The sequence below is a fragment of the Bacteroidota bacterium genome (genome assembly GCA_016711505.1).
GTDB lineage: Bacteria > Bacteroidota > Bacteroidia > AKYH767-A > 2013-40CM-41-45 > JADKIH01.
In genome coordinates this window covers 67988-87131 of record JADJSV010000007.1, presented here as the reverse complement: position 1 = coordinate 87131, position 19144 = coordinate 67988, and the positions used below count along the sequence as shown (strand labels likewise).

Below are 19144 nucleotides of genomic sequence, written 5' to 3'. Positions count from 1 at the left end.
AATGGCATACATTTTTTCTTATCAGAATATTAACAAAATGAAATTCTGCTTTTAAAAAAAACAGAGTAAGTTAAATAACCAATTATGACAACAAATAAAAATCAGGACCCGGGAAAAAATGTTCCGAATGATCCATCAAAAAACGATCCTACGAGAATTGATCCTCGTACGAATGATCCTTCAAAAGTGGATCCGACACGAATAGCACCGGATACAAACAATCCGGATAAAGTTGATCCCACTCACATCCCACAACAGGATCCTAGTCCCGAACCTCCACCAAATCCAGGCCCTACTATACCATCTACTCCCGGAACACCGGCACAGGGCGGAAACAACATAACACAACAATCAAATCCAACAATTTAAAAATACCACTTATGCTTAATCTAAAAAAAATTAAATCCCAATTGTCGGCTACGCTACTAATTATAGCGATGACTCTTTCGTCCGGCTTTTCATTTGCATCCGGAATCAGCAGTTCCACTGATTTGAAATCAGGAGAATCCGCTAAAACAGAAAAAGCTCACGCAGAAGCGCTGATAAGCAGAATCCATGAAATTGCTTCTTTGAATAAAAAGGAATTAAACAGAGAAGAGAGATCACAATTAAAAAAAGAAGTGACAGGAATTAAGAAAGAATTGAAAGAACTTGGTGGGGGTGTATACATTTCAGCTACTTTGTTAGTGATCATCATCATTCTTATCATTCTCCTTTAACGAAATCAACTAATCCATTTATAAACGATAATCCAATGAAAAAATTAGCAGACAAAGATCTGAAAGATGTCCTGGATGAAAAAAATAAATTGATTATCAATCAAACTCGCAGGATAAACTTTCTGGAAGAAAAAATTTTAGAAATTCGTCAGAAATATTTCAAATTAAAATACGACGAAGAGAAAATGGATATTCATATAAATCGAATCTCTTAATTTAGTTTTTCCCATTTATTATTCAGGATTGACATTTCAGTGGTGGAATTGTCAATCCTGATTTTTTGCGGTTTTTTAGTTCGCCCAAAAATTGAGCCAATTCAATTTTTAAAATTATTTTTAGTTTTTGAGAAATTATTTATACAATTTTTAATTTACTCCTGTCTTTCGTTTTGAATTAAATAAATCAACTACTTTCTTTATAGGAAATACTATCATTCAGAGAATTAATTCTTCTAGCAGGAACTTCTCAATCACAACCCCATGAGCACTAAAAAATCAAATGGTAAAAGTTCAGATTCTGTACCAAATGGTCAGTCTGAAAATCAACTTAGCATCATAGAAGATGCACCCCGGGTAAAAAACAAAAGCAAATTAAAATCTGAAATTGATCAGATAAGCTTTGTCCACAATGAATCGGATACACTCTCGAGTAAGGAATTACTGAACGTACTTCTTGAGATCAAGAATGGAAATTTTAATGTAAGGATGCCAATTGATCAGTATGGTATCAATGGGAAAATCTGTGATACAATGAACGACATCATTTCTCTGAACGATAAAATGATGCAAGAGTTTACAATAGCAAGAAATACAATTGGGAAACAAGGAAAACTTACACAGCGAATTGATCTTCCGGAAGCAAAAGGCTCATGGCGGGTAGGAGTTGATTCACTGAATCTGCTTATATCAGATCTTGTGGATCCCACAATTGAAATTGCCCATGTGATCGGTTCAGTAGCTAAGGAAATCTGACACAACAGATGCCACTGGAAATCGGTGATCACGTTTTGCAAGGAGAGTTTGCACGGATCTCTAAAGAAGTAAATGACATGGTAAAGCAATTGAATTTGTTTTCCATGGAAGTAACCCGTGTGGCAAGAGAAGTTGGTTCAGAGGGAAAGTTAGGGGGACAAGCCAAAGTTAAAGGTGTTGCAGGTGTATGGAAAGATCTTACTGATTCTGTGAATCAAATGGGAAGTAACCTTACTGCACAAGTAAGAAATATTGCCGAAGTAACAACTGCTGTGGCAAAAGGTGATTTGTCAAGAAAGATCACAGTAGATGTAAAGGGCGAGATCCTTGAATTAAAAAACACCATCAATACCATGGTGGATCAGCTGAACTCATTTTCATCAGAAGTTACGCGTGTTGCATTGGAAGTAGGTACAGAAGGTAAACTCGGAGGACAGGCACAAGTAAAAGGTGTTGCCGGTACATGGAAAGATCTTACCGATTCTGTAAATCAAATGGCAAGTAACCTTACAGGACAGGTCCGGAACATTGCTGAAGTAACAACAGCAGTTGCTAAAGGAGATCTTTCACGCCAGATAACCGTTGATGTGAAAGGAGAGATTCTTGAACTAAAGATCACCATCAATACGATGGTGGATCAAATGAATTCATTCTCTGCTGAGGTAACACGTGTTGCCCGTGAAGTAGGTTCAGAAGGAAAACTTGGAGGACAAGCACGTGTTAAAGGAGTTGGTGGTGTATGGAAAGATCTGACTGATTCTGTGAATCAGATGGCGAGCAATCTTACAGGTCAGGTGCGAAATATTGCTGAAGTAACAACAGCAGTTGCCAAAGGTGACCTTTCAAAGAAAATCACCGTTGATGTTCGTGGAGAGATCCTCGAGTTGAAAAACACAATCAATACAATGGTTGATCAATTGAACTCGTTCGGATCAGAAGTAACGCGTGTTGCAAGAGAAGTTGGTTCAGAAGGAAAACTTGGTGGACAAGCAGCTGTGCAAGGTGTCGGTGGTGTATGGAAAGATCTTACCGACTCTGTGAACCAAATGGCGAGTAACCTGACCGGACAAGTTCGGAATATTGCAGAGGTAACAACAGGACTTGCAAAAGGGGATCTGTCGAAAAAAATTACTGTGGATGTCCGGGGAGAAATTCTTGAATTAAAAAATACGATCAACACAATGGTTGATCAATTGAATTCTTTTGCATCAGAAGTAACACGTGTTGCAAAGGAAGTTGGTTCAGAAGGAAAACTCGGAGGACAAGCAACAGTTGTTGGTGTTGGTGGTGTATGGAAAGACCTCACTGATTCGGTTAATCAGATGGCAAGTAATCTTACAGGACAGGTAAGAAATATTGCAGAGGTAACAACTGCCGTTGCTAAAGGAGACTTATCCAGAAAAATTACTGTAGATGTAAAAGGTGAAATCCTTGAGCTAAAGAGAACCATCAACACCATGGTTGATCAGTTGAACTCATTTGCATCCGAAGTAACACGTGTGGCTCTTGAAGTAGGTACAGAAGGAAAACTTGGTGGACAGGCTGAGGTAAGTGGGGTTGGTGGTACATGGAAAGATCTCACTGACTCCGTAAATCAGATGGCCTCTAATCTGACAGGTCAGGTACGGAATATTGCCGAGGTAACAACTGCAGTTGCAAACGGTGACCTTTCAAGAAAAATTGGTGTCGATGTAAAAGGTGAGATCCTTGAATTGAAAAATACAATTAATACGATGGTAGATCAATTGCGTGGATTTGCCTCAGAAGTTACACGTGTGGCAAGGGAAGTTGGATCAGAAGGAAAACTCGGAGGACAAGCAACTGTGGAAGTTGTTGGAGGAGTATGGAAAGATCTTACAGATTCTGTTAATCAGATGGCAAGTAATCTTACATCACAAGTACGGAATATTGCAGAGGTAACTACTGCCGTTGCCAAAGGTGATCTCTCACGTAAGATCACAGTGGATGTTAAAGGTGAGATCCTGGAGTTAAAGAACACCATCAATACAATGGTGGATCAGTTGAATTCCTTTGGAAGTGAAGTAACACGTGTAGCACGTGAAGTTGGATCTGAAGGAAAACTAGGTGGACAAGCCGATGTACCCGGTGTTGGTGGTACATGGAAAGACCTTACCGACTCTGTTAATAAAATGGCGAGTAACCTCACTTCACAGGTCCGGAATATTGCAGAGGTAACAACTGCAGTTGCAAATGGTGACTTGTCAAGAAAGATCGGAGTAAATGTACAAGGTGAAATTCTCGAGTTAAAGAATACGATCAATACAATGGTAGATCAGTTACGGGGATTTGCATCTGAAGTAACACGTGTTGCAAGAGAAGTTGGTACCGATGGAAAACTTGGCGGACAAGCATCAGTACCGGGAGTAGCAGGAACATGGAAAGATCTTACTGATTCTGTAAATCAGATGGCCGGAAATCTTACTGCACAGGTAAGAAATATTGCAGAGGTAGCAATCTCTGTTGCCAATGGTGATATGTCTAAAAAAATTACTGTTGACGTTCGTGGAGAGATCCTTCAGTTAAAGGAAACGCTCAATACGATGGTGGATCAGCTCCGGGCCTTTGCATCTGAGGTAACACGTGTAGCAAGAGAAGTTGGAACTGATGGAAAACTTGGCGGACAAGCCTTTGTTCCGGGAGTTGCCGGTACATGGAAAGATCTTACGGATTCCGTGAATCAAATGACAGGAAATCTGACAGCACAAGTAAGAAATATTGCACAGGTAACAAAAGCAGTTGCCAGCGGTGACCTTTCAAAAACAGTTGCCATTGATGTAAAAGGTGAGATCCTTGACTTGAAGAATACGATCAATACTATGGTTGAACAGTTGAATAGTTTTGCTTTTGAAGTTACCCGTGTTGCCAGAGAGGTAGGTACAGAAGGAAAACTTGGAGGCCAAGCTGAAGTAAAAGGTGTTGCAGGTACATGGAAAGATCTTACCGATTCCGTGAATATGATGGCATCTAATTTAACGAGTCAGGTGCGAGGTATTGCTAAAGTTGTAACATCGGTAGCAACAGGAAATCTTCGTCAGAAACTTTCAATTAATGCAAAAGGTGAGGTTGCTCAGCTTACCGATACGATCAATGAGATGATTGAAACACTTGCCGTCTTTGCCGATCAGGTAACAACTGTTGCGCGTGAGGTTGGGGTTGAAGGAAAGTTAGGTGGACAGGCAAATGTTCCAGGAGCATCCGGGATCTGGAAAAACTTAACAGAAAACGTTAATCAGTTAGCAGAAAATTTAACAACTCAGGTTAGATCGATTTCTGAAGTTGCTTCTGCCGTGACCAAAGGTGATTTGACAAGAACAATAAACGTAGAAGCAAAAGGTGAAGTAGAAGCTTTGAAGGATACGATCAATCAGATGATCGCTAACTTAAAAGAAACTACTCTGCGAAACCATGATCAGGATTGGCTGAAATCAAATCTTGCCAAATTCACTCAGATGTTACAAGGTCAGCGGGACCTGAACTCAGTAACAAAACGGATTCTTTCCGAATTAGCACAGGTTGTAACTGCACATTACGGAGCTTTTTATATTCTTTCAGAAGATTCAGAAGGTCCGAAACTAAAATTATCATCTGCTTATGGTTATAAGGATAAAAAGAGTTTACTAAAAGAATTTGCAATAGGAGAAGGATTGGTTGGTCAATGTGCATTAGAGAAAGAAAGGATCACACTTTCCAATGTACCGCAAGACTATATAAAGATCAGTTCCGGTTTAGGAAGAGCAAGGCCTACCAATCTTATAATTCTACCGGTGCTATTTGAAAACAATGTAAAAGCGGTAATTGAACTTGCAACGCTTGACAGATTCAGCAGAACACATCTTGAATTACTTGATCAGCTAACAGAAAGTATTGGAATTGTATTGAACACAATTGAAACAAATACAAGAACTGAAGAATTATTAGCGCAATCACAATCACTTGCCGGAGAATTAAAAGTTCAGCAGGAAGAGTTGAGACGAACAAATGACGAATTACAGGATAAAGCATTGCTCCTTGTAAAACAAAAAGATGAAGTTGAAGCGAAAAATAAAGAAGTTGAAGAAGCCAGAAAATCTCTTGAAGAAAAAGCAGAGCAATTAACATTGACATCAAAGTATAAGTCAGAGTTCCTTGCTAACATGTCACATGAATTGAGAACACCTCTGAACAGCTTATTGATTCTCGCTCAACAGCTCTATGAAAATGCAGAAGGCAACCTCAACGACAAACAGATGCGTTATGCAAAAACTATCCACAGTTGTGGTGACGATTTGATTCAGTTGATCAATGATATTCTTGATCTCTCAAAAATTGAATCCGGATTTATTACAGCTAATATTTCACCTGTTAAATTTAATGAGATCGCAACGTTCGTTGAAACAACATTTAAACCGATCTCTGAAGCCCGTCATCTTTTCTTTAATATAGAAACAGATACAGATCTACCTGCCAATCTGGAAACAGATCTTCAACGTTTGAACCAGATCCTGAAAAATCTGTTGTCCAATTCATTTAAATTCACTGAAAAAGGTGAAGTTAAACTGAAAATATACAAAGCAAACAAAAACTGGAAACCAGGAATTAATCCAACTCTTGACAATGCTAAATCGGTTGTTGCTTTTGCTATTTCAGATACAGGAATTGGCATTCCTATGGAAAAACAAAATATCATTTTTGAAGCATTCCAGCAGGCAGAAGGATCTACAAGTCGGAAATATGGTGGAACAGGATTAGGATTGTCTATCAGTCGTGGTCTTGCGGAACTTCTTGGCGGATCAATTGAACTTGAAAGCGAATCCGGAAGAGGAAGTACGTTCACCTTGTTTTTACCGGCCGAAAATGTTTCCGGAATTGTGTCCAAGCAAACTGAAAATTTAAAAGTTTACGAGGATCTTCAAAACAGTAATCAGAACATTGACAACCTGCTTAACTCCATGCGGATCACCGGACAGGGAATTGAGAGCAACATGAGTATAGTAAATGAAATGATCAATGACAGTGGCGATGACAGAAACAATATTCAGCCACATGACCTCGTTGTTCTGATTGTTGAAGATGACCTGAGATTTGGAAAAATTCTTCTTGAAAAGATCCATCAGCATAAAATGAAAGGTATAATTGCCATCAGCTATATTGAAGTATTTGATTTTATTAACAAGTACTCACCTATTGCAATTACACTGGACGTGAAACTTCCTGATACCAGTGGCTGGAAAGTTCTGGATTTGTTAAGAAATGATATCAACTACAGGCATATCCCCATTCATTTAGTTTCGGGAGAAGAGAATCGGGTACTTGCATTAAAACGTGGTGCACGAAACTTTTTATTAAAGCCACTTGACAACGATAAGTTAAATGCATTAGTGAACGATATTGTAAAATATCATCAAGCCACTATTAAAAACGTACTCATTGTTGAAGATAATGATATTGAATCATCACAGATTGCAAAGATCCTTAAAGATGATCTTATAAATGTTACAATCGTTAATAACGGCAAGAAAGCATTGAAGCAAATTTCTATGAAAAATTTCGATTGTATTATTCTGGATTACACATTGCCGGATATAAAAGGTGAAGAAATGATAAACAAGGTAAGTACATTAAAAGATGCACTTACTTCAGTAATTGTTTACTCCGCAAAAGACTTCAATAAAAATGAATTAAGTCTGTTGAATCGCGTAACGAATTCAATTATCTTAAAAGGAGTGAATTCACTCGAACATTTGCTAGATGAAACGGTACTGCAATTGCACATCAATGTTAAGCATCTTGCTCCTGAAAAAATGAAGATCATTGAAAACCTGCGCAAGAAAGACGATATACTTAACAATAAAAATATTCTTGTTGTAGATGATGATGTAAGAAATCTATTTGCATTAACAACTGTTTTCGAGAGATACAAGATAAATGTCATTACAGCAGAGAGTGGACAAGAAGCAATAAATATTCTTTCAGAAAACCCGGGTATTGAAATGGTCCTTATGGATATTATGATGCCGGAAATGGACGGCTATGAAACGACTCAAAAAATCAGGAGAGAACACAAAAATAACTTGCTTCCGATTATAGCCGTTACTGCTAAAGCCATGAAAGGAGACCGTCAGAAATGTATCGATGCCGGAGCTTCAGATTACATAACAAAGCCATTAAAGATAGACCAGCTTCTATCGTTAATGCGGGTATGGTTTTATAAATAAATAACAATTAAAGCTTCCTTAATATCAATAAATGACGAAGATCCTGGTAGTAGACGACAGAGCAGACAATTTATTGTCAATTGAAAGCATTCTTGAAAAGATAACTATGATATCATTAAAGCCACCTCAGGAAGAAATGCTTTGAAGATTCTGTTATCCGAATTTGATTTCGCATTGATATTGATGGATGTCAAAATGCCTGAAATGAGTGGTTTTGAAACCGCTTCATTAATTTACGAAAGGCAGAAATTGAAAAACATTCCGATTATTTTCATAACGGCACACGACTATAACGAAGAAAACATTTTCAAAGGATACAAAGTTGGTGCTGTTGATTACATTTATAAACCAATTAACCCTGAATACCTACGGGCCAAAGTCAAAGTCTTCATTGAACTTTATAAAAAAAATCAGCAGCTGGTTTCACAGGAGCAAAAGATGATTGCAATTACAAAGAATCTTGAATCTGAAATCAATGAAAGAAAATTATCGGAGGAAAAGATTCAAGGATTGAATTTACAACTTTTACAATATATAGAGAAACTGGAAACTGCAAATAAAGAGCTTGATCGTTTTGCTTTTATGGCTTCCCATGATTTACAGGAACCTTTGCGAAAAATCCGGACCTTTGCTGATCGTTTAAATACTAACTATTCAGAAAAACTCGATGTTGATGCAGCCAAATATCTAAAAAGGATAGAATACTCGGCAGAAAAAATGCAGAATCTGATTCAAGACATTCTAACCTTTTCCAAGATCGCTAATAATATGGAAAATTATGTTGAAGTTGACCTGAACTCATTGCTGACAGATATTCTTACAGAAATAAATGCTGAACATTCAAATGTGTCAATAAATATAATTACAGGGAAACTTCCCACTATTTATTCAAATCAACTTTTGATGTCTACATTATTTCAAAACCTATTAAATAATGCAATCAAATACCGGCGAGATGATGTGCAACACCAGATAAAGATTTACAGCGAGTTTGAAGAAGGTTCATCAGATAAGAAATACTATAGAATTTATGTTGAAGACAATGGAATTGGTTTCGACCAGAAATATTCCGATCAGATCTTCAAAATGTTTACCCGTCTTCATCAAAATAATACCGAAGGAAATGGAATCGGATTGGCTTTATGTAAAAAAATAGTAGAAACACATAAGGGATATATTTCTGTTCGCAGTAAAGAGAATGAAGGAACAACCTTCATAATCTCAATTCCATTTGAAACACAAAATCCTGTTAAATCAGGAAACATTATTGCGAATCCATCAGAAAATTAATATCATTCTTCATAGTTCCGACAACATTGTTTAAGTTTTGTTTCTGTGAATTTATTTCCCCAGCATATTTTGTCTTTTTAATCAAATTTTTTGATTAATTATATGGCAGATAATTTTATTCTTTATATTAAACAATTCGACATGAAAATACTTTCATTTTACATCTACCAACCAAAATCTACCGGGAGTATTTTAGTCTCCTAATCAATCAATATAATCATAAAGTTACTTAGAAAATAAACTCGGGGTGGATAAATATGTCCACTAATCTCTAACTTAAACAAACAATTTTGAATACACAAATTAAAAAATGTCTTTTAGTAGATGATGATCAGGATGATCGCGAAATTTTTCAAATCGCTGTCACAGAAACAGGAAATAACATAGAATGCTATTTTCATTCAAATGCAATCGATGCAATCAATAGTTTAAAAGCTAAAATTTATCGACCTGATATTATTTTCCTTGACCTCAATATGCCAATGATGACTGGCATTCAGTGCCTGATTGAAATTAAAAAAATTGAATTCATTAGCCAGACACCAATAATAATCTATTCGACATCTTCAGATCCAAGATTTCATTCAGAAGCATTAATGAATGGTGCAAGCGCTTACATTACAAAACCGCATAAACTATCTGAACTGGTATCGATTTTAAAAACTACATTCAAACGTGAGCTAGGAGAGATGCCATCATAAAAATTAAATTACTACGCAGAAATTTTAATGGCAACAAATAAAAATTCCGGGTAAGAAATAAACTACCCGGAATTTTATGTTAACTAATACTAAAACTAACAATAAATGAATCTGAATTCAACAACCTTATACAATATTGTTTGAATCTTTTGAACGTCCACTTGGAGAATCAGATCTTGTTTTACCTGAACCTTTTTCTGATTCTTCGTTACGATCATTTTCCATAGTGATATCATTTTCTTCTTCCATAGAAGTAGAAGAACGACGCTCAGTATTTTCATTCTGGTCTCTGCGAGAACCGGTAGTTCCACCTTTTGATTCTTCTTCACGCTTTCTGTTTGATTCAGAAGTAGAAGTTGGTGTAGTACCTGCTTTCTGACCCTGGTTCTGAGAACGATCTTGCTCTGTATTTCCTTTTTGAGAACCTTGATTTTGATTTTTTTGATCTGCCATAACAATTAAATTTAAAAGATTTTATCGCCTACTCTATTCTATGCTTTTCAGCTTCCGCATTTCTGAAAATTCTTTGGTATTCAGAACTTCCATAATCTATTAAGAAATTTTTATGCCTGTTAACAAATGTGATTCAATATTTTTTTGACTTTAACATTTAAAAACACTTTCACACATTTTTTAACAATTAAAATTATTTTTCTTCTGTTTCCTCTTCTTCTTCCGCACCTTCTTCATTCCACTCATTAAATGCTTCTTCATTGATACCTTCAATTGCAAGTCCATTTAAAGTATCATTTGCATTTTTTTCTTCTTCAAGAATTTCTTCAAGAATTGAAACAACCTCGGTATGACCCATTGTACGTGCAAATTCTGCAAGTATTCCATAAGATGCTATTTCATAGTGTTCAATTTTCTGAGCGGCTGAAATAAGTGCGGCATCGCGTGTCCAGGTATTTTTTTCAGTGTCTTCTAAAATACCCATTGCTTCTTCAACCAATCCTTCCATTGCATCACATTTTTTTGCGACTGCTTTTTCACCAAGTATTTCGAAAATCCGTTCAAGCTTTACTACTTGCTCGTTAGTTTCTTCCAGGTGATTATTGAATGCTTCTTCTAAGTCTTCTGTCGTAACACCTTTAGCAAGCTTCGGCAGATTCTTAGTTAAGTGTTTTTCTGCCCAATAAATATCTTTCAATTCATCAAGAAATAATTTATGAAAGTGATTTGCTTTCATATTTACACTAGAAGCTCCAGACAACTTTTTGGAAGTTGTTACATTTGATTTTTTCGTTTCCATTATATATAAGGTTTAAAATTAAGTTTACACTTGGAAAATAAATTAACATGCCTGTTAACTAAAATTTCAAAAGGACTAATGTTAAATATTTATTAACGCAAAAATCCGGGTTACGGCCCGGATTTAATCAAAATTGTATATAACCTTTATTTTTTTGCAATCTTATTTTGGGTATCCATTGCAACATCAAGATGCTTCCTGAGTTCAGGCAATTGTGAATTTATCCATGCAACAAGTTCAGGATCTTTACAATTATTTGCTCCTTTTTCATAGAGATCGATAGCATCTTTATGAGTAGAAACCATTTTGTTTACATATTTTTCATTAAAATCATTACCTTTCGACATAGCGAAATCTGCTGAATCTTTAGACGCAGGCTCTCCAATTGTAGAAGGAATTGAAATGGTGTTTTTTCTTGCATACTCTGCTAGTTCGTCATAGGAATTGCGATGAGTTGTATTCATTACATTTCCTAGTTCTTTTACTTCTTTAATAGTACCTGATCTGGATGCTATTGAGCCAAGTGACATCTCAATTAAATTCATATTTGCTGCATCAACAACAAATTGAGCATCATCCTCAGCATCTTTTGAGAATTTTGCATCATTTCTATTTTCTGCTTCTTGCTTATCACTTTCGGCTTGCTCATTATTTTTGCCGGTATCAGAGCAAGAAAAGAACATTACAGATAATAAAACTATTATACTCAGGTTTTTCATAGTGTGTTTTTCAGAATAATTTAAAAAAACTATGCCAAATTAAAATGGATACCCAATAGCTATGTTAAACAGTAAATTATCGCCTCTCCACGGCCCTGAACCCAGTTTAATACTATTTACAGTCCAGCGGTCACCTTCAACCAACCATGGCTTACGCAGCGGTATTGCCAGGTCAAAACGAAGAATAAAGAATGAAGCGTCGAAGCGAATTCCAAAACCGGTTCCTACTGCGAATTCAGAAAGGACTTTTTTCAATTTAAATACTTCTCTTGTTGCCGGATCATGAAAGACCCAAATATTTCCCGCATCAACAAAAACAGCGCCCTTAACGATCTTGTAAATTGGGAAACGATATTCAAAGTTTGTCTCAAGTTTAAAGTCACCTCCACTTCTTAAGATTGAATATTTGATAGTATCAGGCGGAGTGGCACCTGGGCCAAGTGCATTAATTCTAAATGCTCTGATGCTTGAAGGTCCGCCACTAAAAAATTGCCGGACATACGGTAGCGAGGAAGAATTTCCATAAGGAATACCAAAACCTGAATAGAGACGTAAAATGACCTGATCCTTACTGGAAAGATTAAAGTAATTATTCATGTCCACGGTAAATCTTGTAAATTGAGAATAAGGCACGCCGGCTGCAGTAAACGGTTCACCATTCACACGCTCTTTCCCCAAAAGAGATTTATTAATCAATGAAAACAAATTTCCGGCAAACTCTGATGTAAATCTGAGATAAAATTGATTTTTTTGTGCCGGAATAACATGCTCATTAAAAGTAAATGAATAAAACAATGCGGGTATAAATTGATTCTCAAATGTCCGCTTCAAAAACAAATTGTCATTTATAAGCAAATTGAATTCATCCGTTCGCTTGGCAACAGAAAAATAATTTACAGAAACAGGATTCAATTCATGCGAGATCCGCAGATTCATTCTCCATTGATAACCATAAGTAAACTGAAACGAATTCAAATTATAAAAGCCTACTCTCTTCAGGAAATTATAGTTGAAGGAAATAACAGTTTTAGGAATGTAATATCCTCTGACTATTGGAATCTTAATTCCCGTTATGAGTCTTGGAAATTTCAGCTCGATCTGTGGATTGAATTCATAGCCAAATACATTTTCACCATTTCCTTTGAACTGTGTTTCTAACGAACTCTTCAAACTGATCTTCAATGCTTCTGCTCCATTGAAAGCATTTCTGTTTAAAAACGAAAAACTCAGAGCAGGGCCTACAAAATCATTCGATTTAGAAATAGCGTCTAACTCACTCTGAATTGATTTTCTTCTCCCGGGCGTTAACTCAATTATTACATTTAAGTAAGAAGTGTCACCGGAGTCAACGGGAATATATCTGATTTTTACAAATTGATATGTCCCCATTCCCATCAATCTGCTAATTGTCATATCATGATTCTGCCGCGAATAGGTTTCACCTTTTTTCAGAAAGATTGATCTTGAAATAACTCTCGGTCTTACTGAGCTATTTGCTGTAAACCTTGCTCGTCTTGTACTATCAGGATAAGATACAACAGAATCGGTCTTTCCTAATTCATAATCTGTATTGACCTTTATGTCTCCTATTTTAAAAGTTTTTAATTCGTCCGTCAAACCATCCTTCAGCAACAATTCAAGTTTAACAGTACGTTCAGTTCTATTTGTATCGGCAGTGAAGTATACATTCTCCTTCACAAAATAATAATATCCACGGTTTCGCATTTCATCTTCAATTCTCCGAAGTTCAGTTCGAATATTTACGAGCATGTATGGTTGCCCGGTTAGTTTAGAGCCGGCAACAATTTCCTTCAGTGCTGTAACAGGAAGAATATTACTATCACGAACAGCTACATCAGACACAACGAAAGGAGAATTCAGATTCAATGTATATTCAACGGATGCTGTTCTTTTGGATTCAATGACTCTTGAGGTAACGGTGTTATCAAAGAAACCATTATTAAAAAGCTGATCTCCCATTCTTGAAACATTAGCAGCAACATCCACATCATCCATTGTTACAGGCTTCGCTCCTATTTTCGTTTTCAGCCAGGTCTTAAACTTTTTTCCAACGGTGTCGGTAATGCCATTGTAGATCCATACCCTGGGCCTGTTGCCTAAAAACTTTTTATTATGTTCCGGTCTGATATTTTTTATCACTTCAGATTCTAACCTGGCTTGCTTTTCAATCTTATTGGGCGATATAATTATTACTTCCGCTCCGGTATACAACACCTGTCCTTCCGGCAAATTCCTTGTACCACTGCAACCGATTAAAAATAAATTAACCGAAACAAGAAATATTAAAAACTTATTTGCTTTCCGGCGATTCATAATTCTTTTCTTTTACTGGATTTTTTTTAAACAGATCTTTCCAAAGATCAAAGTCTTTTACAAACAATAAACCGACACCGGTCTCTACAAGCTGACCTTCAACCAGGCCTTCATATTGATTTCGACGAAATCCTTTTAATCTGTATTCTCCATCTTCTGTCAATTTATATTCAACTGTAAAATCACCGGTCCAGTCTGCAAGGGAATTTTCCTTTGCTCTGGTCCCTTCTACGTCAACAGAACCACCAACTTGTACAGAAATCCTGTCATTAATATTTTTCTTGATGCCGACAGCTAATTCCGTTCTTCCTTCACCGGAATTAGAAGCATAATCATTGTATGATTGCAGATCAAAATTTAATTCCACACCATTTATATATTGAGAACTGAGTTTATTCAATTGATTAGACAGAAATCTGCTAACACTTGATCTTGCAGCATTTTCAGCAGCACTACCTTCGGCTGAACTTGCCAAAGGATCTTCCTGGATAAAACGATTCAACACTAATAGAGCAAAGACCTGCTTGTTCAGTTCAGACGGATCATTATTCAACAGAATTAATTTTTCATTTACCATTCCGCCTAAGGCCCCTCGACTACCTGCCGGCAATTGAATTTCAAAAGTTATTACCGGAGCTTTTAAGTCGCCTTTCAGAAAAAGAAAGACTTGAAATGGCAACCGTTCCTTGAATTCATTATTTGAAGTTGAATTTGCCGAAAACTCATTTGCCAGTAGATCAGCAGGCGAGGTCCGAACCTCATACATTGCCTTCAGATCAACCTCGGCATTCAATGGGTCACCATTCCAGTCAATCCGGCTTCCTTGCTGAATAACAAATCTCTTCTTAACAAGATTCTCAAGAGATACGACATAACTACCATCCTCCAGCTCGTAACTTCCGGTCAGAGACATTCTACCTGTCTTGTCCATTCCAAAATTCAAAGCAGCCGCACCTTGAACAATGAGTGAATCACCTGAATCCGGATCCGGTAATATTCTTAAGACGGCACCTTTGTCAATTTCAAGAAGTGATTCAACAGTTACATTTTTGAATTCACTCTTGTCGATCTCTGCAGTATTTCCTGATGTTAAAATTGAATTCAACCGATCCAACTTGAATACTACTTCGCTGCCACCTCTGTCAGACTGATCAGAGGATTTCGGAATAGCAAACGTAAAATCTGTTCCTTTTTTTACTCCTAATCTTGCTTTGATATATGGTTGATTCAATTTTCCCGAAATATCAATTTTGCTATCCGCTATTAATCTACCATAAAACATTTTCTTCTGAGCCTTAGGAGAATTGAACAATTCAAACTCATCTGAAGAAATGCTTATTGACAATTCAGGATTTGTCATATTTTGCATGTCAATGAAACCATCTACGATAAGATCTTTCCCTTCACTATCTCGCATTGCAAATTTGTCGAACTTTAATTTTTTGTTTTCGATTTCAAGTGAACTTTTTGGCACACTGAATCTGGAATTTATAGTAGTAGGAACTGTTTCAACATCATTAAATGTCAATTTCCCTTCCACTTCCGGAGCAGCAGTTGTGCCCGTTAATACAATCTTTCCGGTGATATTTCCGGCAGAAGAAGACAAACTGCCCATAGACATCGCTTCTACGCTTTTCATTGAAATACTTTTCAGATCTGCAATAATGTTGAGTAAAGAATTTTCACCGGAAGATCTCACATCACCTGATATTTCAATATCATTGTCGTTTCCGCCTAATGTTGACTTAAATGAAAATCCATCAGGAAGCTGATTTGCCTTTACATATATATTCCCAATAGGATATTCCTTAACTTTTATATCGTTAAGGTTCATAACTCCGGAAAGTGATTTGTCAGCAAGAATGATGTTACCATCCAACACTCCTGAAGGAAGAGTAGAATCACGGCTCACTAACTGAAATAAATTTTCAATTTGAAATGCTTTGAATACAATTTTTCCATTTCCATCAACGTCTCTTTCGATCTGAATATGTTCATTTTGTTTAGCGATATCCATGTTGATTGTAACAGGTAAATCTTTTCTAAGATGAATACTGTCAGACCCCAGAGCTTGCCATTCTTCAGAGTTAAGAATAAAGGTAGAGGGCAATAACAATAAATAATCTTCCATAGATTTAGCAATTACATCTGCAGAAAAAGACAATTTTTTCTCTTCGCCTTTCAAATTTAAAATTGAAAGTTTCATTGTGCTGTCTTTGAGCAAAACATTTAAATTCAAACTATCAAGTTTAAATTGCATGTTAGAAACCTCTTTGAAACCCATACTACCGGTAAATGCAGCAGAATCTGATTTGACATCCAGAGCAAAATTTTCAAGTTTCATTCCACCATATTTAAGATAAGGTAATTTCAAGGAAGCATTGAAAACATCTTCCTTCTTATTAAAATTTCCTGTCATCTCGATGGTTGAGAATTCTTCCAGTTCAGGCAGAAATACATCTTTCAAAACAGGATGATTTCTGAGGTAAATATTGAAACTAAAATCATTTTTATTTCCGGTAACAACTGTATCTGAAACAGGGAAATATCTATTTGTCATATTTCTGACTTCCGAAACCAATTTGAAAGGTGAAAACGCGCCTTTGAAATCAGCAGTCAGAATTGCACTTTCCATTTTTGTACTGTTTCCCAGACTATCATTTACAGATGCAACTAACAATGAATCCAACCGATAAATATTTTCATTTTTTACAATTACAATATTATGAATGGCCATACTTCCGGAAAGTGAATCGTACTTTAATCCATTAAAATCCATGGTTGCATTAGAGGAGAACCGAATGTCATCTTTAGCAAAATTCAACTTCTTAAGATTCACACCCAGAATATCCACTGTAGCTTTTACTTTTTCATTTCCTGCACTTAGATCAACTAAGCCATCAATTTTAAGTTCAGCATTAGAATCATTCAACTGAATAATTCCCTGAAACGATTTACCGGAAATATTACCAACAACAGATAAATCGTGATAAGTATATTTATTGTACAGAAAAGATGATGCTAACAAATTTATATTCGCCTTTATATCTGCAGGGGTTAATCCTGATCCGTCGAAATTAAGTTTCACTGAAACCGGTCCTACCTGATCTTCCATCCTGAGCAATTTACCTACATTGAATTCTGTTACATCCATTTCACCCTTGTAGACGTTTTTATCTTTCAACACAGTTGAAAATTCTACTTTGCCAATAGATGTTTCCAAAGCAGTATGAAGATTGAAATTTTTCACAGTACCTTTTCCTTGAGTATTGATGGATATCATTTCAGGTACTCTTATTGAAGCAGGTATTAGTCCGGGAACAGGAATCATCTCAAGATCGGTTCTTGAAGTAACCAGTTTAAAGACTGGTATATCAAATCCAATTGATTCAGGATTCTCAATATTTGTCAATGTAAACTTACTTTCCAAAGTTGTGTTGGTGCCCGCTTTCAAATGGAAATTGTTTACTGCCAGTTTTTCCATATTTCCATTCGCCGTAATATTCATTTCAATATCCGGCCAGGGTTGAGAAAAATATTTCTTTTCCAACTCCGCGGGAACAAAATAAACCAGATCATTCTGGTTTAGCACAACAGACCTTAGGTCGATTTTTGAATCCAACAATTTCAATTTACTATTTGTGTTTTTCCGGAAAAATGAAGCAGAAACATCACCTTTTAATTCAGTTTTTCCATGATGCAAATCAATGTCCGACGCAGAAATATTATTCACACTCTTTACAACTTTTCCACTGAACAGAATTGGAGAAACCTTTTTATCCAGGAATGCAGAAAGCTTTTTTATATTGACTCCAATCGAATCGTTAGAAAGAATAAAATCCGAAAGTGTTCCGTTTAACTGTCCCACTTTAAAGTTTGTGGCGTCAAACTTATTATAAGTGTTCTGAGATCCGGCATTTGACATCTGAACATCATTGTCTATAAATATAGCGCTTCCCATTTTCAGATGCAGTGCAGCTTTATTTGAATCGGTGACCTCAAGCACCCTAGCTAGTTTCTTTTCATTACTGAGAAATATTCTGGAGTGATCACTTTTAAGCGATAGCAATTCAAAATTATTTTTACTGAGATCTATATTCAAAGAAGTAATACCTGATCTGATCGTGCTAAAGAACACCTTTTGACTATCTACGTGATTTGACATTGAAAATGTAAAATTTTCCAGATCAACTTTTCCAATTTGAAAAATTGGCAGAACCCCGGAATTACTTGTATCGACTTTAGAATTTGATGGGTTCATAATAATGTTAGCTGAAGCATCAGCAATTAACATTTCAGACAATTTAAATCTCAAACTTTTAAGATCAAGTGAATCGATTTTTAACTTCAATTCTGAAAGATCGAGTGAAATATCAGCTCCGGAACTATTGTCCTTAAATGAGAACCTGCATTTTTCAAGGCTGACCTGATCAATTTTAAATACAGAAGATTTGTCAGTCTTAATAGTATCTATTTCTTCATCTTTAGAAGAAAGCTTTTCAATAATAAATGAAAAGTTGAAGACTGAATCAGTTTTTACCAGCTTCACATTCGCATCTGTAAGCTTGACATTATGCAAATCAATATTCCCATCTATTAGCTCCATCAATCCAATTCGAAATGAGATATTCCCGGCGGAAATGATAGTATCAGATTTTTCATCGCCGACAAATAGGCCATCGAGATCTACATTACCTGTAAAATAAAAGTGCAGATCCTCGGCAGTAATAATCGAATTAGTCCTGGAGGTAACAGTGTTCAATAATTTGGACAAGGCAAATTGGCGTACCGATTTAAATTGTACAGCAATTACTGAAATCAGTAGAATTGAAATGATAAAGCATAGCAATATGAGCAAGAATTTTCCTGTTATCCGGAAAACTCTTTTTAAACCCCACTTTGATACACTTTTTTCAATCATATAATTTCCAAGATAGTCACCT

Annotated in this window: 9 protein-coding genes and 2 pseudogenes; 6 read left to right on the top strand and 5 right to left on the bottom strand. The window is 36.1% G+C overall.

What is annotated here, in order from left to right; translation table 11 throughout:
• Positions 1-84: 84 nt before the first annotated feature.
• The 6 genes and pseudogenes from IPL24_09755 (at position 85) to IPL24_09730 (ending at position 9896) form a co-directional block, all read left to right on the top strand.
• Positions 85-369: a hypothetical protein gene (locus tag IPL24_09755; GenBank protein ID MBK8363947.1), complete on the top strand. Its 285-nt coding sequence runs from the start codon at positions 85-87 to the stop codon at positions 367-369.
• Positions 370-380: 11 nt separating this feature from the next.
• Positions 381-719, top strand: coding sequence for a hypothetical protein (locus tag IPL24_09750; GenBank protein ID MBK8363946.1), 339 nt, complete (start codon positions 381-383; stop codon positions 717-719).
• Positions 720-754: 35 nt separating this feature from the next.
• The gene (locus IPL24_09745) at positions 755-934 is read left to right on the top strand and encodes a hypothetical protein (GenBank protein MBK8363945.1); all 180 of its coding nucleotides are present in this window, start codon (positions 755-757) and stop codon (positions 932-934) included.
• A 264-nt stretch (positions 935-1198) separates the two neighbouring features.
• Positions 1199-7905: pseudogene (locus IPL24_09740) on the top strand (HAMP domain-containing protein).
• A 31-nt stretch (positions 7906-7936) separates the two neighbouring features.
• Positions 7937-9195 (top strand): annotated as a pseudogene (locus tag IPL24_09735) (response regulator).
• A 290-nt stretch (positions 9196-9485) separates the two neighbouring features.
• Positions 9486-9896, top strand: a complete 411-nt coding sequence (locus tag IPL24_09730; protein MBK8363944.1) for a response regulator — start codon at positions 9486-9488, stop codon at positions 9894-9896.
• Between the two features lie 126 nt (positions 9897-10022).
• Here IPL24_09730 and IPL24_09725 read toward each other — a convergent pair whose 3' ends face one another.
• From IPL24_09725 to IPL24_09705, 5 genes are all read right to left on the bottom strand, one after another.
• A complete protein-coding gene (locus IPL24_09725) occupies positions 10023-10349 on the bottom strand; it encodes a hypothetical protein (GenBank protein MBK8363943.1) in 327 nt (108 codons plus the stop codon).
• 193 nt (positions 10350-10542) lie between these two features.
• Entirely contained in the window at positions 10543-11148 is a 606-nt protein-coding gene (locus IPL24_09720) for a ferritin-like domain-containing protein (GenBank protein ID MBK8363942.1), read from the bottom strand.
• A 146-nt stretch (positions 11149-11294) separates the two neighbouring features.
• Positions 11295-11867 carry a DUF4142 domain-containing protein gene (locus IPL24_09715; protein ID MBK8363941.1) on the bottom strand — a complete coding sequence of 191 codons (573 nt, stop codon included), beginning with the start codon at positions 11865-11867 and terminating at the stop codon, positions 11295-11297.
• 39 nt (positions 11868-11906) lie between these two features.
• Entirely contained in the window at positions 11907-14201 is a 2295-nt protein-coding gene (locus tag IPL24_09710) for a BamA/TamA family outer membrane protein (protein ID MBK8363940.1), read from the bottom strand.
• A complete protein-coding gene (locus IPL24_09705; GenBank protein ID MBK8363939.1) occupies positions 14179-18963 on the bottom strand; it encodes a translocation/assembly module TamB in 4785 nt (1594 codons plus the stop codon). Before IPL24_09705 ends, IPL24_09710 begins: the two co-directional genes overlap by 23 nt.
• Positions 18964-19144 lie beyond the last annotated feature (181 nt).